The organism is Salmonella sp. SJTUF15591 (assembly GCF_043356435.1).
In the GTDB taxonomy this organism is placed as follows: domain Bacteria; phylum Pseudomonadota; class Gammaproteobacteria; order Enterobacterales; family Enterobacteriaceae; genus Salmonella; species Salmonella enterica.
In genome coordinates, this window is record NZ_JBEUJO010000003.1 from 272248 (window position 1) to 294267 (window position 22020).

The 22020-nt window shown below is 51.4% G+C and carries 20 protein-coding genes and 1 pseudogene; 15 read left to right on the top strand and 6 right to left on the bottom strand.

What is annotated here, in order from left to right:
- Window positions 1-153: 153 nt before the first annotated feature.
- From iolB to ABVM99_RS08805, 3 genes and pseudogenes are all read right to left on the bottom strand, one after another.
- Window positions 154-963: a 5-deoxy-glucuronate isomerase gene (gene iolB / locus ABVM99_RS08795; protein WP_000002010.1), complete on the bottom strand. Its 810-nt coding sequence runs from the start codon at window positions 961-963 to the stop codon at window positions 154-156.
- Window positions 964-987: 24 nt separating this feature from the next.
- The gene (gene iolA, locus ABVM99_RS08800) at window positions 988-2493 is read right to left on the bottom strand and encodes a malonate-semialdehyde dehydrogenase IolA (RefSeq protein WP_023194695.1); all 1506 of its coding nucleotides are present in this window, start codon (window positions 2491-2493) and stop codon (window positions 988-990) included.
- Between the two features lie 15 nt (window positions 2494-2508).
- Window positions 2509-2812 (bottom strand): annotated as a pseudogene (locus tag ABVM99_RS08805) (hypothetical protein).
- A 122-nt stretch (window positions 2813-2934) separates the two neighbouring features.
- Here ABVM99_RS08805 and reiD point away from each other — a divergent pair.
- The 5 genes from reiD to iolI1 all read left to right on the top strand — a co-directional run bounded on the left by reiD (window position 2935) and on the right by iolI1 (window position 8243).
- The gene (reiD, locus tag ABVM99_RS08810; protein WP_000332219.1) at window positions 2935-3759 is read left to right on the top strand and encodes a myo-inositol utilization transcriptional regulator ReiD; all 825 of its coding nucleotides are present in this window, start codon (window positions 2935-2937) and stop codon (window positions 3757-3759) included.
- A 259-nt stretch (window positions 3760-4018) separates the two neighbouring features.
- The gene (iolE, locus tag ABVM99_RS08815; protein ID WP_012601329.1) at window positions 4019-4939 is read left to right on the top strand and encodes a myo-inosose-2 dehydratase; all 921 of its coding nucleotides are present in this window, start codon (window positions 4019-4021) and stop codon (window positions 4937-4939) included.
- Between the two features lie 18 nt (window positions 4940-4957).
- Window positions 4958-5968, top strand: coding sequence for an inositol 2-dehydrogenase IolG1 (iolG1, locus tag ABVM99_RS08820; protein WP_000172704.1), 1011 nt, complete (start codon window positions 4958-4960; stop codon window positions 5966-5968).
- A 97-nt stretch (window positions 5969-6065) separates the two neighbouring features.
- A complete protein-coding gene (srfJ, locus tag ABVM99_RS08825; RefSeq protein WP_000678388.1) occupies window positions 6066-7409 on the top strand; it encodes a lysosomal glucosyl ceramidase-like type III secretion effector SrfJ in 1344 nt (447 codons plus the stop codon).
- Window positions 7410-8243, top strand: coding sequence for a 2-keto-myo-inositol isomerase IolI1 (iolI1, locus tag ABVM99_RS08830; RefSeq protein ID WP_000976927.1), 834 nt, complete (start codon window positions 7410-7412; stop codon window positions 8241-8243).
- Here the strand turns inward: iolI1 and ABVM99_RS08835 are convergent.
- The gene (locus ABVM99_RS08835) at window positions 8240-9406 is read right to left on the bottom strand and encodes an MFS transporter (protein WP_001111174.1); all 1167 of its coding nucleotides are present in this window, start codon (window positions 9404-9406) and stop codon (window positions 8240-8242) included. The genes iolI1 and ABVM99_RS08835 overlap by 4 nt on opposite strands.
- A 60-nt stretch (window positions 9407-9466) precedes the next feature.
- Window positions 9467-11404 carry a 5-dehydro-2-deoxygluconokinase gene (gene iolC / locus ABVM99_RS08840; protein ID WP_014343940.1) on the bottom strand — a complete coding sequence of 646 codons (1938 nt, stop codon included), beginning with the start codon at window positions 11402-11404 and terminating at the stop codon, window positions 9467-9469.
- A gap of 417 nt (window positions 11405-11821) precedes the next feature.
- Here iolC and iolD point away from each other — a divergent pair, with 417 nt between their 5' ends.
- The 5 genes from iolD (at window position 11822) to iolH (ending at window position 18177) form a co-directional block, all read left to right on the top strand.
- Window positions 11822-13762 carry a 3D-(3,5/4)-trihydroxycyclohexane-1,2-dione acylhydrolase (decyclizing) gene (gene iolD, locus ABVM99_RS08845; protein WP_000849477.1) on the top strand — a complete coding sequence of 647 codons (1941 nt, stop codon included), beginning with the start codon at window positions 11822-11824 and terminating at the stop codon, window positions 13760-13762.
- Between the two features lie 180 nt (window positions 13763-13942).
- Window positions 13943-14965: a D-chiro-inositol-2-dehydrogenase IolG2 gene (iolG2, locus tag ABVM99_RS08850; protein ID WP_000736098.1), complete on the top strand. Its 1023-nt coding sequence runs from the start codon at window positions 13943-13945 to the stop codon at window positions 14963-14965.
- Window positions 14966-15037: 72 nt separating this feature from the next.
- A complete protein-coding gene (locus ABVM99_RS08855) occupies window positions 15038-16264 on the top strand; it encodes an MFS transporter (RefSeq protein WP_000661780.1) in 1227 nt (408 codons plus the stop codon).
- 160 nt (window positions 16265-16424) lie between these two features.
- Entirely contained in the window at window positions 16425-17240 is an 816-nt protein-coding gene (gene iolI2 / locus ABVM99_RS08860) for a 2-keto-myo-inositol isomerase IolI2 (protein WP_023194697.1), read from the top strand.
- A gap of 52 nt (window positions 17241-17292) precedes the next feature.
- Entirely contained in the window at window positions 17293-18177 is an 885-nt protein-coding gene (gene iolH, locus ABVM99_RS08865) for a sugar phosphate isomerase/epimerase IolH (RefSeq protein ID WP_000683955.1), read from the top strand.
- A gap of 55 nt (window positions 18178-18232) precedes the next feature.
- On the opposite strand, the gene yjgA is transcribed toward iolH, so the two are convergent.
- Window positions 18233-18784: a ribosome biogenesis factor YjgA gene (yjgA, locus tag ABVM99_RS08870; RefSeq protein WP_000166287.1), complete on the bottom strand. Its 552-nt coding sequence runs from the start codon at window positions 18782-18784 to the stop codon at window positions 18233-18235.
- Window positions 18785-18879: 95 nt separating this feature from the next.
- On the opposite strand from yjgA, the gene pmbA reads away from it, so the two are divergent.
- The 5 genes from pmbA (at window position 18880) to ABVM99_RS08895 (ending at window position 22008) form a co-directional block, all read left to right on the top strand.
- The gene (gene pmbA / locus ABVM99_RS08875) at window positions 18880-20232 is read left to right on the top strand and encodes a metalloprotease PmbA (protein WP_000852994.1); all 1353 of its coding nucleotides are present in this window, start codon (window positions 18880-18882) and stop codon (window positions 20230-20232) included.
- Window positions 20233-20330: 98 nt separating this feature from the next.
- A complete protein-coding gene (gene cybC / locus ABVM99_RS08880; protein ID WP_001232231.1) occupies window positions 20331-20717 on the top strand; it encodes a cytochrome b562 in 387 nt (128 codons plus the stop codon).
- Between the two features lie 277 nt (window positions 20718-20994).
- Window positions 20995-21333 (top strand): glycine dehydrogenase, encoded by a 339-nt coding sequence (locus tag ABVM99_RS08885; protein WP_001255103.1) that lies wholly within the window; start codon window positions 20995-20997, stop codon window positions 21331-21333.
- A gap of 10 nt (window positions 21334-21343) precedes the next feature.
- On the top strand, window positions 21344-21706 hold the full coding sequence (locus ABVM99_RS08890) for an SFCGS family glycine-rich protein (RefSeq protein ID WP_000435389.1): 363 nt from the start codon (window positions 21344-21346) through the stop codon (window positions 21704-21706).
- Window positions 21706-22008: a DUF4312 family protein gene (locus ABVM99_RS08895; protein WP_000975187.1), complete on the top strand. Its 303-nt coding sequence runs from the start codon at window positions 21706-21708 to the stop codon at window positions 22006-22008. The genes ABVM99_RS08890 and ABVM99_RS08895 overlap by 1 nt, the downstream gene beginning before the upstream one ends.
- The last annotated feature ends 12 nt before the right edge of the window (window positions 22009-22020 follow it).

Genomic DNA, 22020 nt, shown 5'->3' on the forward strand with positions numbered 1-22020 from the left:
CCTGGTGGGGGCCGTGCCGTAAATACGCTATATACAAAACAGGGAAATAATTTAAGAGAAGGCGGATAGCGATCTTATGAGCGTGTGTGGCGCAGAGTTGAATAAAAAAGCCAGCCGCAGAGGACGGCTGGCAAAGTACCACTCAACGAAGTGTTATCGCGGGTAGTCTGGTGAGTTAATCCACGCGTGGTTCTCTTCCCAGGTGAAACGCCATTTTCGTAGCGGGCCGGCCATCACGTTCAGATAGTAGTTATCGTAACCCGCGATGGTGGCAACCGGGTGGTAGCCCTTAGGTACTTTCACTACATCCCGGTTATAGACCGCCATACATTCATCCAGGCTGCGATCGTCGGTGTAGACGCGCTGTAAGCAGAATCCCTGAGGTGGATTGAAACGGTGATAGTACGTCTCTTCCAGATAGGTCTCCTGGCCTTCAACTGCCGTATCGTGCTTGTGCGCGGGCCAGGAGCTGGTATCGCCTTCATTAGTGTACACTTCAACGACTAGCAGGCTGTCGGCGAGCTGGCTATCAGGAAGGATGTTATGCACCAGGCGCTGATTGCGCCCTTTTCCCCGATGCTCTACCCCGACCTCTTGTGGCGAGATCAGACGTACCGGAAGCTCTCCGAATCCCGGCGCGCTGCATACGGCCAGCTCAAGGTCGGTTTCGGCTGTCACTTTCGCCTCCGTATGATGGGGGAGGTAAACCGAATAAGCCGGAATGCGTTCAAACGGACTCATGCGCTGACCAATCCGATAGAAAAAACTGTCGGCGGCCTTAACGCTGGCCAGCCCGGCAACCAGCACCAGACAGCGTTCACGCTCATCGGACGGCAGGGTTATCGACTCTCCAGCCTTCAACTGCCAGACATCAAAACCGACATACTCCCAGCCTGCATTTTGAGGGGAAATGTGTTGGATATTTCCCGACTCAGAAGTACAGGTACTCAGCAAGTTGGCCATAATCTTCTCCTTCCTGAAAGCGTATTAACCGAGAGTCGGCATACTGAACTCCGATACGATCTGCTGTCCGTTCGGCCAACGCGAGGTAACGGTTTTCATCCGGGTATAGAAGCGCACGCCATCCGGCCCATGGACGTTCAGGGCGCCAAACACCGAGCGCTTCCAGCCGCCAAAAGAGTGAAATGCCATCGGAACCGGAACTGGAATATTAATACCGACCATCCCAGCTTCAACCGACTGGGCGAATTCGCGCGCATAGTGACCGTTGGTGGTGAAAATCACGCTGCCGTTGCCGAATTCATGGGAGTTTACCGTGCTAATGGCGGTGGCATAATCCGGGACGCGCACAATTCCGAGAACCGGGCCAAAAATTTCTTCACGCCAGATGGTCATCTCAGGCGTGACGTTATCAAACAGAGTGCCGCCGACATAAAAGCCTTCAGGATATCCCGCCACGCTATAGTTGCGGCCATCCATGACCAGAGTTGCTCCCTCGCTAACTCCTTTGTCGATGTAACCCAACACTTTCTGTTGATGAGCACGTGAAACAACCGGGCCCATTTCATTTTCATCTTTGCCGCGCAGCTCTCCCGGGCCGATACGTAGCGCCGCAATCAGCGGTTTCAGGCGTTCGATCAGACGGTCCGCCGTTTCATCGCCCACCGCGACCACTACCGGCAGCGCCATACAGCGTTCGCCCGCGGAACCAAATGCTCCGCCCATAATGGCGTTGACGGTGGCGTCCAGGTCTGCATCCGGCATAACGATTGCGTGATTTTTGGCGGCCCCGAAGGCCTGTACGCGTTTGCCATGGGCGCTGGCGGTGGTATAGATATGTTCCGCGACGGCGGAGGAACCGACAAAGCTGACGGCCTGTACGCGAGGGTCGCTGGTCAACAGGCTAGCTGCCTCATTGCCACAGTGAACAACGTTAAACACGCCGTCCGGCAGGCCAGCCTCCTGTAGAAGCTGCGCCATACGTAACGATGCGGACGGCACCAGTGCGGGCGGCTTCAGGACGAAGGTATTGCCGCAAGCCAGAGCAACCGGGAACATCCACATAGGCACCATTGCCGGGAAGTTAAACGGTGTGATGCCTGCCACAACCCCAAGCGGCTGCATTAATGAAAAGCTGTCAACGCCTGAGCCGACGTTAAAGGAGTACTCTCCTTTGCTGAGATGTGGGATCCCGCAGGCAAATTCGACAACCTCTATGCCGCGCGTCAGTTCGCCAAGCGCGTCTGACCAGACCTTGCCATGCTCGCTGACGATCAGCGCCGCCAGTTCGTCCCGATGCTTTTCCAGTAATACTTTGAATTCAAAAAGGATACGTGCCCGGCGTAGCGGAGTCATTTTACTCCATGCCGGAAAAGCCTCATGTGCGCTTTGAATTGCCGCCAGCATCTCCTCTCGGGTGCTCTGGGTGACCTGACGAATTACTTTACCGGTGGCCGGATTAGTCACCGGTAGCGCCTCGCCGCTGCTGCTCAGTGTCGTTTTACCATGAATAAAATTGCCGACTGTTTCCATCTCTTTTTTATCCTCTTAAACCGATGTTGACGACGTTCTGACTGAGCGGTCACAGGAAAGCCTGGTTATCTTCAGCCTAAAACGCATACCGTATTCAATGTAAATTTTAGGATTAAAAATTTCAAATTTATTTTTTATGAAATTTTATTTTGAAAATTTGACGACTGATTTTTATACGAGGTTATGTGCAGCAAGAAACCAAAATTCTAATTAACTTATTGATTTTTATTGTTTTTATTTTGTGAGGTATCAATGGTTGTCTGTTGTGACGAGGAAAGATTTGGAAAAAATTATGATCTATATAGCATTTTTGTTTCATTTGGTGTGGTATAAAAATTCAAATTTCAGGGGTGTTTCGGCACCACAGTTTCGGATATTGGAGGGTAAATCATGCGCTTGTGCTTCTGTCCTTCAGAACGAGAGAATAAGGCTCAGCCCCAGTTGGCGTATGTGAGTCAGGTCAGTGAGAGCAATGGTCCGTTTGTCCGGTTCATGCATATGCACCCACAGACCGTTGAACTGATTCTTATCACCGAAGGAGACGGGGAGTATTTCATTGGCGATCGCATCTACCCGGTTCGTAAAGGCGACCTGGTCATTTATAACAGCCAGGTGGTGCATGATGAGTATCTGGAAAGCGGGCGGCCAATTGGCACTATTTGTTGTGGGATTAACAATATTTCGTGTCCGGGTCTACGTGAGAATGCGCTAATACCGGATGATATTGTGCCGGTTATTCCACTGTATCACCATTATGCGACGGTGGAAAAACTGATGAGCTCCGTGTTTACCGTTATTAATCAGCATGCGGTAGAAGGGCCAGCAATGGCGCAGCTATTGACCCAGGTAGTACTCAAATACATTGAGGGAAATGTCTTATTGCGCACAGGTAACGATGCCATACAGCGCCATGAAAATTTACTTGATTCAATAAAATCCTATATTGATCGCAATTTCTATGAGCCTATTCGGCTGGATACGCTGGCGACGAAATTTAATGTCAGTCCTTATTATGTTTCCCATGAATTTAAACGCCGCTATGGTTATTCACCGATGGATTACCTGATAAAACGTAGGCTGGGGGAGGCTCAATCGTTACTAACCACGGATGAAGGCGGGCGCGAAAAGATCACCTCTATTGCTTATCGTGTTGGCTTTAGCAACCTTAGTCATTTTCAGAATTACTTCAAAAATAAAGTAGGGAAAACGCCCGGTCAATATCGCAAGGACTATCGTAAAGCTAATTATTTATTATTTGAATATTAATGCTTGCTAAAATTTAATCGTCATGAGAATGGTCGCAATACTGCGGCCATTTTTTATTTGTCGGTATATTTTATGCGTTTATCTATAGCGCGAAAAGTCTGGCAATATCATTAAAGAGTGATGATTTTTTTGTGATACCTGACGCATTTATCCCACTTCTTCAACCAGGATAGATAAAGTTTTTCAGGCAACAAAAAGTAATATGTTGTCCATCAAAGGTTAATTTGCATCGCGGTATGCAGTAAAAGCGTTTCATTAAGTGGGAGCCAGCAACATGTACAATGTAAAAAAGAGCATTAAGTTGGGGATTGCGCCTATCGGTTGGCGCAATGATGATATTCCTGAGATTGGTAAAGAAAATACATATAAACAAATACTTAGTGATGCCGCGCTCACCGGTTTTTCCGGGACGGAAGTTGGCGGTTGTTATCCGCAGGATCCTGCTGAGTTAAATAAAGAGTTAATGCTTCGCGGACTGGAAATACCAGGCCAGTGGTTTTCTTCCTTTATTATTCGCGATGGTATTGCATCTGCGATGAATGCTTTTGAACAGCATTGTGCTTATTTGCAGGCAATACATGCATATGTCGCCGTTGTTTCTGAACAAACTTATAGTATTCAAGGTATTATCGATAAGTGCGTTTATACAGAGAAGCCTAACTTCAGCGACAGCGAATGGCAGCTTTTATGCGAAGGACTTAATGCGCTTGGGAAGATTGCCAATGCGCACGGGCTGAAGCTCGCTTTCCATCATCATATGGGCACCGGTGTGCAGACTCTGCCGGAAGTGGATCGACTCATGGAGAATACCGATCCGCAATTTGTACATCTGCTGTTTGATACCGGGCATATATATGTTTCTGACGGCGATGTCATGCCGCTACTGAGTAAACATTTTGATCGTATTAAACACGTTCATTTTAAAGATGTGCGTAATGAAAAACTCAAAGCATGTCGCCTCGCGAAGAAATCATTCCTCAATTCTTTCCTTGATGGTGTGTTTACCGTCCCCGGCGATGGAAATATTGATTTTAAATCCGTATTAGCTTATCTGGTCGGGCATCAATATTCTGGCTGGATTGTTGTTGAGGCCGAGCAGGATCCTAAGAAATATAACCCATTGGAATATGCGCAAAAAGGTAAAAAGCATATTGATGAGTTACTGAAAAATTATCTTTAATTGAAAAGGAAACAGAAAATGACTTTAAAAGCAGGTATTGTAGGTATCGGCATGATCGGCTCCGATCACTTAAGACGTCTGGCCAACACCGTGTCGGGTGTAGAGGTTGTTGCCGTATGTGATATCGTCGCGGGTAGGGCGCAGGCGGCGCTGGATAAGTATGCGATCGAAGCCAAAGATTATAATGACTATCACGATCTGATTAATGATAAAGACGTTGAAGTGGTCATCATTACCGCATCAAATGAGGCGCATGCCGATGTGGCCGTTGCCGCGCTAAATGCTAACAAATATGTTTTCTGCGAAAAACCGTTAGCGGTGACGGCTGCGGATTGTCAGCGTGTGATTGAAGCAGAGCAGAAAAATGGTAAGCGCATGGTGCAGATTGGTTTTATGCGCCGCTACGACAAAGGTTACGTTCAGCTGAAAAATATTATCGACAGCGGCGAAATCGGTCAGCCATTAATGGTTCATGGACGTCATTACAATGCCAGCACGGTGCCAGAATACAAAACACCACAGGCTATCTATGAAACATTGATTCATGAAATTGACGTTATGCACTGGCTGCTTAACGAAGATTATAAAACCGTTAAGGTTTACTTCCCGCGCCAGTCCAGCCTGGTGACCACTCTGCGTGATCCGCAGCTGGTTGTAATGGAAACCACCTCCGGCATCAATATTGTGGTTGAAGTATTTGTGAACTGCCAGTATGGCTACGACATTCACTGCGATGTTACCGGCGAGAAAGGAATGGCGGAGCTGCCAACCGTCGCCAGCGCCGCGGTACGGAAAGCGGCGAAGTATAGCACCGACATCCTGGTTGACTGGAAACAGCGCTTTATTGATGCCTACGACATTGAGTTCCAGGATTTCTTCGATCGCCTGAACGCAGGATTGCCGCCGGCAGGCCCAACGTCATGGGATGGTTATCTGGCTGCGGTTACCGCTGATGCCTGCGTGAAGTCTCAGGAAACAGGGAATACCGAGATTGTTGAATTACCCTCAAAACCTGATTTCTACAAATAAACCTTCCGCGTATTAAAACCTTCTGCCGGATAGCGATGCTTAAGCGTCCTATCCGGCATATCACAATTTATTATCTTTTTTTATCCGGAACTTCCCTATGAAAGGCAGACTCATCTCTTCCGATCCGTATCGTCAGCAATTCCTTGTTGAGCGTGCGGTCTCTTTTTCGCATCGTCAGCGTGATTGCAGTGAATTAATCAGCGTCTTACCGCGCCACACGTTACAGCAGATTGACGGATTCGGCGGCAGCTTTACCGAAGGTGCGGGTGTGGTATTCAACAGCATGAGCGAAAAGACGAAGGCGCAATTTCTTTCCCTTTATTTTTCTGCTCAGGAACATAATTACACTCTGGCGCGGATGCCAATTCAGAGCTGTGATTTTTCCCTGGGCAATTACGCGTATGTCGATTCCAGCGCTGACCTGCAGCAGGGACGGCTCTCCTTTTCCCGCGATGAAGCGCATTTAATACCGCTGATTTCCGGGGCGTTGCGGTTAAATCCACACATGAAGCTGATGGCTTCGCCGTGGAGTCCGCCGGCGTTTATGAAAACTAATAACGATATGAACGGTGGCGGCAAGCTGCGGCGCGAATGCTACGCCGACTGGGCCGATATCATTATCAACTACCTGCTGGAATACCGCCGCCACGGCATTAATGTGCAGGCGCTTTCCGTGCAGAATGAGCCGGTGGCGGTAAAAACCTGGGACTCCTGTCTGTATAGCGTGGAAGAGGAGACAGCCTTTGCCGTGCAGTATCTGCGTCCGCGCCTCGCCCGGCAGGGTATGGATGAGATGGAGATCTATATCTGGGATCACGATAAAGATGGCCTGGTGGACTGGGCTGAACTCGCCTTTGCTGACGAAGCTAATTATAAGGGAATTAACGGGCTGGCATTCCACTGGTATACCGGCGACCATTTTTCGCAAATACAGTATCTGGCCCAGTGCCTGCCGGATAAAAAACTCCTGTTTTCCGAAGGTTGTGTGCCAATGGAGAGCGATGCCGGTAGCCAGATTCGCCACTGGCATACCTATCTCCATGACATGATTGGTAATTTCAAATCGGGTTGTAGCGGGTTTATCGACTGGAATCTGCTGTTGAACAGTGAGGGGGGGCCGAATCATCAGGGTAATCTGTGTGAAGCGCCCATTCAATACGATGCGCAAAACGACGTGCTGCGGCGTAACCACTCCTGGTATGGTATTGGCCACTTCTGCCGCTATGTGCGTCCGGGGGCGAGGGTCATGCTTTCTTCAAGTTACGATAATCTTCTGGAAGAGGTGGGATTTGTGAATCCCGACGGCGAGCGTGTGCTGGTGGTGTATAACCGCGATGTCCAGGAAAGGCGTTGCCGGGTGCTGGATGGCGATAAAGAGATCGCGTTAACGCTGCCGCCGTCAGGCGCCAGTACGTTGCTATGGCGGCAGGAGTCGATCTGAATGATGAAGCTGGGATTTAATGAAGCGACCTGTATGCGAAACTCCACGCTGGCACAGGATGTTGTGTTGGCGGAACGTTTTGGCTATGACTACATCGAAATCCGTCTGGATATGTTGCAGGAGTGGTTACAGAAACATACGTTAAGCGAGCTGGCAGACATTTTTGCCGTCGGCCACCTTAAGCCCTGGGGCTACAATTCGCTGGAAGACATTACGTTTTGTGATAGCGAAAGCTGGGCGGAGAAACGGCGGCAGTTGGCTTTCGCCTGCCATGCTGGCTCAGTGGTGGGGGGTGATTGTCTGGTTGTGGTGCCCACCATTCGTCAGGGGGGAAATTTTCCGCCAGGGGAAACGGTGAAAGATTCAGTGAAGCGTCTGCGCGAGATGGCGGCAGTGGCGGAAGAAAGCCAGATGCGGCTGGCCTTTGAGCCGATCGGTTCCGCAGGATGCTGTGTGCGCAGTCTTGCCATGGCGATGGAGATCGTAGATGCGGTCGATCGCAGTAACGTCGGGCTGGTCGTCGATGCCTTTAATCTTTACCTGCACGATCAATGGCGGGATCTGACCACGCTTCGCCAGATCCCTGTGGAAAAGATCTTCGTTTACCATATTGATGACGCCGATAATCTGCCGCTGGCAACGCTGGAGCATTGCCATCGTCTGTTTCCTGGCAACGGCGTGATCCCACTGCATGAGATCACGCATGAGCTAGTGCAGAAGGGCTATGAGGGGATCTGTTCGCTGGAACTGTTTAACCCTGGCTACTGGCAGATGGCGGCCAGCGAAGTCTTTGCGATAGGGGCGGAAAAGACTCGCCCCTTCTTAACAGCTTAATGTTGCCGCAGCAGGAGATGGACAACCGCCGCGCCCAGCAGCGCGCAGGCCGCGGCCAGAAGAAAGACCTGCTGATAGCCGATAAACGGCGTCAGCAGGCCCGCTATTGGTCCGGTAAATCCGTAGGCCAGATCCTGAAACGCTGACCAGACGCCGAGGGCCGTACCACGAATCTCCGGTGGCACTCTGCGCACAACCTCTACGCCCAGCGATGGGAACATCAGCGAACAGCCGCAGCCGGTAATCGCCGCGCCAATCAGCGCAGCGCCTGCTGACGGAGCGGCCCACATTACCGCCAGTCCGGTCCCCTCTACCAGTAGTGAAAAGGTTGCGACCGTGGCGCCGCCGTAACGGTCGGGAAATTTGGCGCAGAAAAAGCGGACAGCGATAAACGCAATGCCAAATAGCGTCATCGCAAAACCGGTGTTATCCCAGTGACGCTCGTTGAACCAGAGGGCGGTAAACGCGCTTAGGGTGGCAAAACCAATGCCCTGGAGCACAAGCCCTGTTCCGGGCCGCCACACCAGGCCGACGACCCGTAGCACTGGCACGCGGGGACGGGCTGTTGGGATATTCCCCGGAATGCCATAGATGACTCCGCTGGCGATGATCGGCAACAGCACGACGAGGAGCGCCGGAAGCGCCAGGCCGGCCCTGGCGTAAAGCGACAGCCCCAGCGGCGCGCCGATAGCCAGCGCACCGTAGGTCGCCATGCCGTTCCAGGAAATAACCTGACCCGCGTGGGTCGAGCCCGCCAGCCACATCCCCCAGGTTAAATTACCGGTCAAAATGAAACTTTCACCGATGCCCAGCAGCACACGACCAACAATCAGTATGGCCCATGCGAGCAGCGGAACCGGGTGAGCGATTAGACTGACCAGCATCAGCAGACCTGATGCGGCGCAGTAGAACTGACCGGTGATAACCGTCCGACGTCCGCCTGACGTGTCGGCTTTTCGACCCGCGGCGCCCCGGGTAAGCAAGGTGGCGATAAACTGGCTGCCTACCGCGATACCGATCAACAGATCGCTCAGATGCAACTGCTGCTGAACGTACAGCGGCAGCATGACTAACGGGATGCCAATAGTCAGATAGTTGAGAAACATCGCGGCGCTGATGCGAAACAGCGTGATCGATGTGGAATGTTGTGTGAGAGCTGGCATGGAATCGTCCTTGAACACGCCCCTTGTCCGATGCAGACACGGGGCGTGATGAGGCAGGCATTAACGTGCCGGGCGGTATTCGCGCCAGTAGTCGATAAGCATGCGGTATTTTTGTTTCACCGTTGCGATGAGCTGTTCATCGTTAAGCTGGCCGCCTAACCACTGGCGAGACGGTTCGCCAAAGATGGTCCGGCCGACGGCGAAACCTTTCACCCAGGGCATATCCGCTGCTGCGGCGAATCCTGACTTCAACTCGCTTTCCGGTGCGTCCAGGCCAAGTATCAATATACCGCGACATTCAGGGTCATAATGCTCAATATGCTGGCTGATTTCTCGCCAACGATCTGGGCTTAACGGCGGCAGTTTCCACCAGTCCGGCAGGATCCCCAGTTGATAAAAACGTTCCACAATCTGAGGATAGTATTGCTCATTTTGGTCTGCCGCATCGCGCGGCAAGATGACTTCCAGCAGCAGATCGTGACCAGACTGGCAGCAGGCGCGGTAAACCTCGTCAATGAGCGCCTCTTGTTCAAGACGTACCGACTCTGCATCGAGTGGATGATAGAAGACCAGACATTTCACGACGTGCTCTTGCGGCCAGCTGACAAGCTGAGAGCCAATATCGCCATGTTCCAGCTTCAGCGGATACGAACCGGGCATCTCAACCGGTCGGCCAATCCACCATCCCTGGCCGGTCACGTCGTTAAGCGCCTGCTGACCAAAGGTGGTATCGGCAAGGATGCCGCTATTATTCTGTAAACCGGCCTCAAGCGCCGCCTGACGCGCCCCTTCCAGCAGTAGCATCTTCAGGGGGGGGATCGCGGATTCACTGGCGCCGACTTCATTTGCGATATCCACCAGTTGCTTGCGATGGTCAAAGGCGAATACGCACAGCTCCGGCCAGTGCTGTTTACGGGTTGTGACCCGATGAAGGTGATTCAGCCGCGGGTCTTTGTCTGGCCGGGTGATGGATTGTTCACGCGCGAGGTAGTCGTCCAGCTCTTTTTTGGTTGGCATGGCGGGGGCACAACCGTGGCGCGATACCACTAACGCGCCGCAGGCGTTTGCATAACGGCAGGCTTGCTCCCAGCTTTCATCGTTCAGGTATCCCCGCAGCAGTCCTGACATAAAGGCATCGCCCGCGCCCAGCACGTTCAGAACGTCTACACGAACGCCGCTATGTATCTTCACCTGCGACCAGTCATCGGCGATGTTGCCTTCAAAGACTGAGCAGCCCAGCGCGCCGCGTTTGCACACCAGTACGGCCTGGGTCAACTGACGGACGCGCCGCAGGGCGGTCAGCGTGTCGGTACTGCCGCCGGCGATATGGAATTCTTCTTCGGTCCCAACGATCAGATCGAAATGGCGTAATACCTGCTGGAGCTGTTCGGTAACCTGTGATGAGGCGATGAAACGTGTTTCACCGTCTCCTAGCGACGTCAGACCCCACAGTACGGGGCGGTAGTCGATATCCAGCGCCCGCCGCAGCCCGTGTTTTTGCGCATACTCCAGCGCTTTAAGAACGGCGGCGCGCGTATTGGGGTGAGAAAGATGGGTACCGGTGACGGCTAATGCGCGTGAAGAAGCGATGTAATCTTCGCGGATATCCTCAGGTGTTAGCGCCATGTCCGCGCAGTTATCGCGGTAGAAGATCAGAGGAAAGGTGTCCTGATCTTTAATGCCGAGGATCACCAGCGCGGTCAGACGATCGCGATCCGACAGCAGGCACTGCGTATCCACACCAACGCGGTTTAATTCTTCACGAACGAAACGTCCCATATGCTCATCGCCGACGCGGGCCAGCATAGCGGAACGTAATCCCTGAATGGCCGTGCCGTAGGCAACATTGCCTGACGATCCCCCTAAATATTTAGCGAAAGTCGTCATATCCTCCAGCCGCGACCCGATTTGTTGACCATACAAATCAACGGCGACTCGTCCCAGACAGATAACGTCCAGCGGCTTTTGCTCACTACTGACTGCTTTATTCATTGACATATCCCCTAACAGAAGACGGTGTTATTTTTGCCCATACTAAGGTTTGGTGATTTCATTTTCAATAAAAATGGAAATAATGTTTTCATTTATTGTTTGAACAAGATCACAGAAATGGCATTTCCGGGCAACGGGTATGATCGTTTTTTGTTGTGTTTTTTTGTTTTAATTTATTGATTATTAATGTTTTATTTCTTTTAAAAGCACATGGAAGATAAATTTCATTTTCATGGAAAATACGCCTAAATGGCGAAATTTTTTAACCGTTTTTTGATCTCCTTCCCATAAATGAAATATAAATTCCATATAATTGTGAGAACGGAAATTTTGATCCTATGATAAGTCTCTGTGTTTTTGGGGCTGAAGCGATGCATAAGCAGGCAACGACAGCCGAACGGTTGATAAAAGCAGGTGGGGTACATGAAAACAATCAGGTTGACCATGGCGCAGGCTTTGGTGCGCTTTCTTGATAATCAGTACATCGACGTAGACGGCAGCGAAATCAAATTTGTAAAAGGGATTTTCGCCATTTTTGGCCACGGGAACGTCGTCGGATTGGGGCAAGCGCTGGAAGAGGACTGTGGCCAACTTAGCGTTCATCAAGGGCGTAACGAACAGGGAATGGCGCATATCGCGACGGGATTTGCCCGCCAGATGCGTCGCCATCAGATTTATGCCTGCACCTCCTCAGTGGGGCCAGGGGCCGCCAATATGATCACCGCAGCGGCGACCGCGACGGCTAACCGTATTCCACTGCTTTTGCTGCCGGGCGATGTGTACGCATCGCGTCAACCCGACCCGGTTTTGCAACAGGTTGAACAAGAACACGATCTGACGCTGAGCACCAATGACGCTTTCCGTGCAGTTAGCCGCTACTGGGATCGCATTACGCGTCCGGAACAGCTAATGAGCGCCTGTATCAGCGCGATGCGGGTGTTAACCGATCCGGCGGATACGGGGGCCGTGACGCTTTGCCTGCCACAGGATGTGCAGGGTGAAGCCTGGGATTATCCGGATTATTTTTTCGCTCGCCGGGTCTATCGTCTTGAGCGTCACGCGCCGACGGAGCCGATGCTGAACGAGGCGGTTGCGCTGATTCGCCGCCACCAGCGGCCGCTGATCGTTTGCGGTGGGGGCGTGAAGTATTCGCAGGCTGAAGAGGCGCTGCTGAGATTTGCCGAACGCTGTCATCTGCCGATTGCTGAAACCCAGGCTGGCAAGGGAGCGCTCAGTTCTGCACACCCGTTGAACGTCGGCGGGATTGGCGAAACCGGTTCACTGGCGGCGAATCTGCTGGCGCAGGAAGCCGATCTGATTATCGGTGTGGGGACGCGCTATACCGATTTCACCACCTCCTCAAAGTGGATCTTCCAGAATCCCGACGTGCGCTACTTAAATATCAACGTTAGCCGCTTTGATGTCTTCAAGCTGGATGGCGTACAGATGCAGGGTGACGCTCGCGTCGCCCTGACGCAGCTTAGCGAACGGCTGGCCCAGGAGCATTATGCTTCGCAATGGGGTGAGACTATTCACCGCGTCCGCTCGCAATATATGGCGGAAGTTGAGCGCGTCTATGCTGTGGAATATAGCGGAGAGGGCTTCAAACCTGAAATTGAGGATCATATGGATACTCAAAAGGTGTTTGAAGAGTTTAATGAGATTACGCGATCGTGGCTGACCCAGACGCGCGTGTTGGGCGTGCTTAACCGGATGTTGCCGGAAAACGCGCTGGTGGTGGCGGCGGCGGGCAGCCTGCCGGGCGACCTCCAGCGTGTCTGGCAAAGCCGCGGCGAGAATGATTACCACGTCGAGTACGGCTACTCCTGTATGGGCTACGAAGTCAATGCCGCATTGGGGGCCAAGCTGGCGCAGCCGGAACGCGAGGTGTACAGCTTCGTGGGCGACGGTTCGTTCATGATGCTGCACTCTGAGTTGGTCACTTCCGTCCAGATGGGGAAAAAGATTACCGTCATTTTGCTCGATAACATGACCAACGGCTGTATCAATAATCTGCAAATGGAACACGGTATGGACAGTTACTTCACCGAGTTTCGTTTCCATCAGCAGGAGAGCGGTCGTCAGGAAGGCGGGTTTATCCCGGTCGATTTCGCTCGCATCGCTGAAGGATATGGCTGTAAAAGCTATCGCGTCACCACCATTGAACAACTGCATGAAGCGTTGGAAGATGCTCGTAAACAGACCGTGAGCACGCTGATAGACATAAAAGTGCTTCCCAAAACGATGGTGCATAAGTACCTGAGCTGGTGGCGCGTTGGTGGGGCGCAGGTATCCCGTAGCGAACGTATCCAGGCGGTAGCGCGTATGCTTGAGGAACATATCGGACAGGCCCGGCAGTACTGATTAATTTGCCGTTGTTCAGGTTGCAGAAGTGTGGTTATTGTTCTGCAACCTGAACGATACAGCGTCAACGCATTGTTTGCTTTTCAGAACGGCAAAATAAAACGATCCGTTTTTTGCAGAATTACGGATGCTTTTCTTTTGCGGTTTTAAATTTACTATTCATGAGATTAAGAGGTACGAATGAAAAAGCTTCGATGTGGTGTTATTGGCCTCGGTCGGGTAGGTAAAATGCATGTTGAGAATATGTATTTACTGCCTCAATTAGATATTATCTGCGCCGCCGATTATTTTATTGAGGAGATGAGCGATTGGCTTTATTCGGTAAATATAACTTCAGGGTATAAAAATTATCAGGAACTTTTACAGCGTGATGATATAGAGGCAGTTTTTATTTTCACCTCAACGGATATGCACGAAGAGATCGTCACGGCGGCAGCGCAGGCGGGGAAGCACATTTTTTGTGAAAAACCGCTCAGCATGAATGAAGATGAGCAGGCCTCAATGGCGGTGCTGAGAAAAGTGAAAGAGAAGGGGGTGACGCTGCAGGTTGCCTTTAATCGCCGTTTTGATCCTCAGTTTCACGAGGTCTTTGAGCTGGTGCGCAGCGGCAAGATTGGTCGGCCCCAGATGATAAAAATCACCTCCCGCGATCCGGACCTGCTACCCCATGATCTGATCAAACGTATTGGCGGTCTGATTTTTGACTTCACCATGCATGACTTTGATATGGCTCGTTTTATGATGCAGGATGAAGTCAGCGAAGTCTATGTTAAGGGCAATACGCTGATTGATCCCAGCCTGAAAAATATTGATGATGTTGATACGCTTGCGGTGATGCTGACTTTCAGAAACGGCGGCTACGCGCTCATTGATAACAGCCGTCGGGCGGTATATGGCTATGACCAACGGGTGGAGGTTTTTGGCTCAGAAGGGATGGCGTATGCGGATAACGTTAGTGAATCGACGGTGAAAGTTTTCAACAGCCAGCACTGCATAATGAAAAATCCCCTTCCTGATTTCACGGTCCGTTATCGCGAAGCTTACCGAACGGAAATATTACACTTTATTGATTCAGTCCTGCATCATACGCCGGTTGTCTGTACCGGCGAAGACGCATTATTGGCCCAGCGTATCGCTATTGCCGCGCAGCAATCATTAAAAAGCGGGCTGCCGGTGAAAATAACAAGCGATATTTATCTTTAACTGCATCTGTTAATAATGAATAAACTCTCGCACTGAAAAGTGTGAGAGCTTTTCTATACCGAGGGTAATAAAATGAAAGAAATGCAGGCAACGCTGCCCCAGACATTTTATATAAAACCAGGTAAGTTTATCTGGAGCTACCTGGGAACATTTTTATTTATGTTGGGCGGCTGTATTGAGAACAGCTGGTTATCTGCCTGGTTAAATACGCAGGGATTTGATCAGGCGCATATCGGGCAGATTTTTGCCGGATATGGGATTGTGGTCGCGATCACCTCCTGGCTATCCGGCGTCTGTGTGGACGTTTTTGGTCCTAAAAAGGTGATGGTTACCGGTTTTATCGTCTATCTTCTGGCTTCCGTCGCGTTTCTGAACTTTGCGCTACCCAGCCATGATTTTGGTGCCATTCTCGTGACCTATATGCTGCGTGGCGTGGGGTATCCGCTGGTCTGTTACTCCTTCCTGGTACGCCTGACCATCCAGTTGGATAATCACCAGCAAGGGATCGGCACCTCGCTATTTTGGGTAGTCTATAACCTTGGTTTTACCATCATTGGGCCGGTGGTGGCGGCGTCGTTAATTCCTGCGTTGGGGCATATCAACGTGATGTGGGCCGGGATGGGCGTTGCGCTGCTGGGGGTTCTCTTCATGCTGGTGCTGGAACGCAATGAATTCATTCTGAAACCGCGAACGACGCCGGTCTTCAAAGAGTTATCTGCGGGTATCTCCATTATGTATGAACGGCCACGGATCGGTCTGGCGGTGATTGTCAAAACTATTAACGGTCTTGGCACCTATGGTTTTGTTGTCGTATTACCTCTGTTTCTGCTGGATAAGCACTTTACGCTTGAGGAATGGGCGAGTATTTGGGGGATTACCTTTATCTCTAACCAGGTCTTCAACATTATCTTTGGCTGGATGGGCGATAAAATTGGTTTTCGCCGAACCATCCAGATTTTTGGCAGCATCCTGACCGGTGTCGCTACGCTGATTGTTTACTGGGTGCCGATGATATGGGGGCATAACTATGTCGCCTTTATGCTGGCGATGTGTTTGTGGGGAGCCGGGCTGGCTGGCTTTGTGCCAATGACGCCGCTGGTGCCGATGATGGCGCCGGATAAGAAGGGGGCGGCGAACTCGGCCGTGAACTTTGGCTCCGGCTTGGGAAATTTTGTTGGGCCAGCGCTGGTCTCTGTTCTGGCAGGGTTCGGCACCGGCGTGGTGATGTATACTATGGCGGGGCTCTATTTATTCAGCGGCATCCTGGTGCAGTTTCTTAAAGTGCCTGGCGAAAAATAGCTTCAAATATTCTTCAAAAATCCCTTATAGCCTGTGATGTTCATCACTAAATTAAACCGGTTTTTATCAAGATTGATAAAGCCGGTTTTTTCACCCTACGTTAAATTGTACTAACGGATTACGGTTATTTACCCACTCATATACGTTCAGGGAGAAAATAATGAATATCGAGAAAACACGGTTTTGTATTAACCGGAAAATTGCACCGGGTCTAAGCATAGAAGCATTCTTTCGACTGGTTAAACGTCTTGAGTTTAATAAAGTGGAATTGCGTAATGATATGCTAAGCGGCAGCGTTACTGATGACTTGAATTATAATCAGGTGCGTAACCTGGCAGAAAAGTATGGACTTGAAATTGTCACAATTAATGCGGTCTATCCCTTCAACCAACTGACCGAGGAGGTCGTAAAAAAAACGGAAGGATTATTACGAGACGCGCAGGGAGTCGGCGCGCGGGCATTAGTTCTTTGTCCGCTGAATGACGGAACGATTGTGCCGCCGGAGGTTACGGTTGAGGCAATAAAACGACTGAGCGATCTCTTTGCCCGGTATGATATTCAGGGGCTGGTTGAACCTTTGGGATTCCGCGTAAGTTCGCTGCGTTCTGCCGTCTGGGCTCAGCAACTGATCCGGGAAGCAGGTTCCCCCTTTAAGGTTTTGCTGGATACCTTCCATCATCATCTGTACGAAGAGGCCGAAAAGGAGTTTGCGTCGCGCATTGATATTTCTGCTATCGGGTTGGTGCATTTGTCCGGTGTGGAAGACACCCGACCAACGGAAGCATTGGCTGATGAGCAGCGTATTATGCTGAGTGAAAAGGATGTAATGCAGAATTACCAGCAGGTGCAGCGTCTGGAAAATATGGGATATCGCGGTATTTACGCTTTTGAACCTTTTTCTTCCCAGTTGGCTTCCTGGAGTGAGGCGGAAATAGAGGAACAAATTAATCGCAGCGTGTCATTGCTGTTGCAATGATACAGCTAATTTCCAGGTGACCGTTTTCAGTTTCCGCAGCGTGGTATTTACAATGAAAATTGCTTTTGATGTCGATGTTATTAAACATTTACCCATTACCCAAATGGTACGGCAGGTTTCCGAGTGGGGGTATAAATATATTGAGCAGTCGCCGCACCCGCGTATTAATCCGTTTTATAAACACCCTAAAGCTGGTCGCGATACCATGCAGGAGTATAAACGCGCCTTGCAGAACTACGGTGTGGAAATCTCGTCATTTATTGTGGTTTATCGTTGGTCCGGCCCCGATGAAGAGCGTCGGCGCGCCGCGGTAACCAACTGGAAGCGGATGATTGAGATTGCCGTTGATATGGGCGTACAGGTGATTAATACCGAGCTTTCCGGGACGCCGGATGAGCCGGAGATTTGTGAAGAGATGTGGTATCGCTCCATGGAGGAACTGCTGCCGATCGTGGAACGAGAGGGAATTCGAATCGAAATTCAGTCTCACCCCTGGGATTTCTGTGAACTGAACGATGAGACGGTCGACATGGTGCAGTCTTTGCGTAGTGATAACGTGACCTATCTATACAGCGCACCGCATGGCTTCTTTTACGATAAAGGGCAGGGCGACGTCGCAAGGATGCTGAACTATGCCGGGGCCGATCTTTCGCATGTTCTGCTGGCCGATACGCACAACCACACGCTTCCCTGCCGCTATATCATGAACCCGCCTGGCGTGAATGCGACGATTCATCAGCACATCGGGCTGGGAGAAGGTGAGGTCGATTTTGACGCGCTATTCCAGGCGCTGCGTGAAATGGATTTTGCAAACCGCACGTTTAAGGTGGGCGGTGAGGCAATTATCACCACGTCGCTGTTTGGTTATCCTGAAAAAATGAGTGTTCAGGCGGTGGAAACGCGCGAGCGGATCGAGCGGGAGCTACTCGGACGTTAAAAACGGGTGAATTTGCCTGTACCGCGCCACAGGCTGGCGCGGTCATTTGCGGCAATTACCCTTCGTTTTCCGCCAGCTCGCGCAGATACTGGAAAATCTGACGCGCTGATTTCGGCGGTTTGTTGCCTTCTTTCTCTTTCTTCGCATTGCGGATCAATGAACGAAGCTGTTGACGATCGGCGTGCGGCCACAGGGTCAGTACTTCGGCTACCGCGTCATCGCCTTCGACGATCAGACGATCGCGCAGATGCTCAAGCTTGTGAAACAGCACCACCTGCTGATTATGGCGGTTCTTCAGCTTGTCCAGCGCCTGGCGAATAGGTTCAACGTCGCGTTGGCGCAGCATTTTTCCGATAAGCTGCAACTGGCGGCGGCGTCCTTCCATTTTGATACGCTGGGCCAGTTCAATGGCGTCGCGCAGATCGGCGTCCAGCGGGATCTTATCCAGCGCGTTTTTCCCCAGATCCACCAGTTCCGCGCCCAGGCGTTTTAATTCCTCGGCATCGCGTTTAATTTCACTTTTACTGACCCAGATAATTTCATCGTCTTCGTCTTCGATGTCATCACCGGGAACGTCGTCGAGCCAGTCTTCGGGCTGCTTTGTCATGTCAGGCTCCTTAAAAAAAGAGGCTAATGTTACCAGTTAAGATGCGCACTGAAAAACGGTTCTCTGTTAGACTTCAGAGAAACTCTCTCTACATTATGGCATTTGCAATGAAAGTAATCTCACAAGTTGAAGCGCAGCGTAAGATTCTGGAAGAAGCAGTTTCGACAGCGCTGGAGTTAGCCTCAGGCAAATCGGATGGGGCGGAAGTCGCCGTCAGCAAGACCACCGGCATTAGCGTCAGCACCCGTTATGGTGAAGTAGAGAATGTCGAATTTAATAGCGACGGCGCGCTGGGCATTACGGTGTATCACCAGAACCGCAAAGGCAGCGCCTCTTCGACGGATTTAAGCCCGCAGGCGATTGCCCGTACCGTGCAGGCCGCGCTGGATATCGCGCGTTACACGTCGCCGGACCCGTGCGCAGGCGTGGCGGACAAAGAACTGCTGGCGTTTGACGCGCCGGATCTGGACTTGTTCCACCCGGCAGAGGTTACGCCAGACGAAGCCATTGAACTGGCCGCGCGTGCGGAACAGGCTTCTCTAAAGGCGGATAAACGCATCACCAATACCGAAGGCGGGAGCTTTAACAGCCATTACGGCATTAAAGTGTTCGGCAACAGTCACGGCATGTTGCAGGGATATTGCTCCACGCGCCATTCGCTCTCAAGCTGCGTCATCGCTGAAGAGAACGGCGACATGGAGCGTGATTACGCTTACACCATCGGTCGGGCAATGGCGGATCTGCAAGCGCCGGAATGGGTCGGGGCCGAGTGCGCGCGCCGCACCTTATCCCGCCTGTCGCCGCGCAAGCTCTCCACCATGAAAGCGCCGGTCATTTTCGCCAATGAAGTGGCGACAGGGCTATTTGGTCATCTGGTCGGGGCGATTGCCGGCGGCGCGGTATACCGTAAATCCACTTTTCTGCTCGACTCGCTGGGCAAACAAATTCTGCCGGAATGGTTAACCATCGAAGAACACCCGCATCTGCTAAAAGGGCTGGCGTCTTCGCCGTTCGACAGCGAAGGCGTGCGTACAGAGCGCCGGGACATTGTGAAGGATGGCGTACTGACGCAATGGTTGCTGACCAACTATTCCGCCCGCAAACTGGGGCTGAAAAGTACCGGTCATGCCGGCGGCATTCATAACTGGCGTATCGCCGGGCAGGGGCTGAACTTTGAGCAGTTGCTAAAAGAGATGGGCACCGGCCTGGTGGTGACGGAACTGATGGGCCAGGGCGTCAGCGGTATTACCGGCGACTACTCCCGCGGCGCTGCGGGATTCTGGGTTGAAAATGGTGAAATCCAGTACCCGGTAAGTGAAATTACCATTGCCGGTAATTTAAAAGAGATGTGGCGTAATATTGTCACCGTGGGTGATGATATTGAAACGCGCAGTAATATACAGTGTGGTTCGGTATTGTTACCGGAGATGAAAATCGCCGGACAATAATACCCGTCATACTTCAGGCTGCAGGCGCATTGGCTGCCTGCAACTCGAATTATTCAGGGTATTACACTTATCGTTAATAATAAAAAAGGAAGTGAGCAATGCGTAAAAGCCTGTTAGCTATTCTTGCTGTGTCATCGCTGGTATTCGGTTCGGCTGTTTTTGCTGCCGATCTTGAAGATAATATGGATATTCTCAATGATAACCTGAAAGTTGTTGAGAAAACGGATAGTGCCCCTGAACTGAAAGCGGCATTAACCAAAATGCGCGCGGCCGCGCTGGATGCTCAAAAAGCTACGCCGCCAAAGCTGGAAGATAAAGCGCCGGATAGCCCGGAAATGAAGGATTTTCGTCACGGTTTTGACATTCTGGTCGGCCAAATTGATGGCGCGCTGAAGCTGGCGAACGAAGGTAACGTTAAAGAAGCGAAAGCGGCGGCGGAAGCGCTAAAAACCACCCGCAATACGTATCATAAAAAGTATCGTTAATTTTTGTGGGATGGCGGCTTCGCTTTATCCGTAGGTCGCCATCCGGCAAAATGTAATACCCATCACACTTTCTCACTTTATACGACAACGTCATTGTTTCGCCATTTCCTCTTTATGCCGCGATAGATCTCACACTTTCCCGGCGATAATTCATTAATGCCGCCTTTTCTGTGGCGCAGATCACCTATCCCACTCGCGTTTCCACTTCGAGGTGGAAAATAACTCGCTACAAACTTTTAACCCTTGCCGCTAGTTTTATCTCATTGCCATTAACGGGGTGAGACGCGTGGATAACGGAGCAGTAAAACACGATGCCGGTGAGCGAATTAACGAACTGGCTGAACAGGTGTTAACGCAGGTGGATGGCCTGCTGGGGCGACATCACATTGTCCCCAATGCGGTACAGACGCAAATGCTGACCTCGCACGTTCGCGCGATGGCGCACCGGTCAATTACCGGCGAGCCTTTACCGGAAGTCGATGCCAGCTTGTTTGATGAAATCTCAGCCGAATCAATGGCGCTCGCCCGCGAAATCGTGGCGGCGTTTGGCAACCTTCCTGACGAAGAAGCCTGGCTATTATCGGTACATTTTGAAGTCGCGAAAGACAACCTCTAAGGAGCAAAAAATGGAACAGATTACCGTCGTGATTGGCGATCGCCTGGGTAAAGGCCAGAAAGTGGCGGCAGGCGTGGAAAAAGCGGGCGGTCGCGCGGTCGTCGTACCGGGCGTCGCGGCAGACATGAAGCTGGGCGATGTGATGAAAGCGGAAAACGCCACCTTCGGCATTTCATTTTGCGGCAGCGGCGGCGCGGGCGCTATCACCGCGCAAAACAAGCATGGCTACAAAGCCAAATATGGCATGCGGTCAGTGGATGAAGGCGTCACCGCTATTAATGAAGGCTGCAACGTGTTGGGTTTCGGCTTTATGGATAAAGAAGAGCTCGGCGAGCGCCTGGTGCAGGCGTGGCAAAAGAAATACGGCGCCTGATGATGAAAGAGCAATTCACCACCACGGTGAGAGTAAAAGGCAAGGGCGACGCCAAAGCACGCGCCTTTGCCGATGCGCTGAACCATGTTCAGTCGGCGGTGATGAGAGAGTCGCCGTATATCTTACTGCGTATTGAGCCACAGGATGTGCGGATTGTTCAGGCGCATGAGTCGGTGCGTAAAGAGGCCTTTCTGTTTTTCTTTTTGCGCCGGGAACGACGCACTTACAGCGTGGAGCTGGATGTGACCGTCAACGTGACCGCCATCAATCTCGACAGGGTGGATTTCGTCGCGAAACGCTGATTTTTATTAAAA

Excerpts from the sequence above, each read along its gene's own strand:
- iolG2 (WP_000736098.1), top strand. The coding sequence starts at position 13,943 with ATGAAAAAGCTTCGATGTGGTGTTATTGGCCTCGGTCGGGTAGGTAAA.
- iolI2 (WP_023194697.1), top strand. The coding sequence starts at position 16,425 with ATGAATATCGAGAAAACACGGTTTTGTATTAACCGGAAAATTGCACCG.
- iolI1 (WP_000976927.1), top strand. The coding sequence starts at position 7,410 with ATGATGAAGCTGGGATTTAATGAAGCGACCTGTATGCGAAACTCCACG.
- ABVM99_RS08895 (WP_000975187.1), top strand. The coding sequence starts at position 21,706 with ATGATGAAAGAGCAATTCACCACCACGGTGAGAGTAAAAGGCAAGGGC.
- srfJ (WP_000678388.1), top strand. The coding sequence starts at position 6,066 with ATGAAAGGCAGACTCATCTCTTCCGATCCGTATCGTCAGCAATTCCTT.
- cybC (WP_001232231.1), top strand. The coding sequence starts at position 20,331 with ATGCGTAAAAGCCTGTTAGCTATTCTTGCTGTGTCATCGCTGGTATTC.
- yjgA (WP_000166287.1), bottom strand. The coding sequence starts at position 18,784 with ATGACAAAGCAGCCCGAAGACTGGCTCGACGACGTTCCCGGTGATGAC.
- ABVM99_RS08855 (WP_000661780.1), top strand. The coding sequence starts at position 15,038 with ATGAAAGAAATGCAGGCAACGCTGCCCCAGACATTTTATATAAAACCA.
- iolC (WP_014343940.1), bottom strand. The coding sequence starts at position 11,404 with ATGTCAATGAATAAAGCAGTCAGTAGTGAGCAAAAGCCGCTGGACGTT.
- iolH (WP_000683955.1), top strand. The coding sequence starts at position 17,293 with ATGAAAATTGCTTTTGATGTCGATGTTATTAAACATTTACCCATTACC.
- pmbA (WP_000852994.1), top strand. The coding sequence starts at position 18,880 with ATGGCATTTGCAATGAAAGTAATCTCACAAGTTGAAGCGCAGCGTAAG.
- iolD (WP_000849477.1), top strand. The coding sequence starts at position 11,822 with ATGAAAACAATCAGGTTGACCATGGCGCAGGCTTTGGTGCGCTTTCTT.
- ABVM99_RS08890 (WP_000435389.1), top strand. The coding sequence starts at position 21,344 with ATGGAACAGATTACCGTCGTGATTGGCGATCGCCTGGGTAAAGGCCAG.
- iolB (WP_000002010.1), bottom strand. The coding sequence starts at position 963 with ATGGCCAACTTGCTGAGTACCTGTACTTCTGAGTCGGGAAATATCCAA.
- iolG1 (WP_000172704.1), top strand. The coding sequence starts at position 4,958 with ATGACTTTAAAAGCAGGTATTGTAGGTATCGGCATGATCGGCTCCGAT.
- iolA (WP_023194695.1), bottom strand. The coding sequence starts at position 2,493 with ATGGAAACAGTCGGCAATTTTATTCATGGTAAAACGACACTGAGCAGC.
- ABVM99_RS08835 (WP_001111174.1), bottom strand. The coding sequence starts at position 9,406 with ATGCCAGCTCTCACACAACATTCCACATCGATCACGCTGTTTCGCATC.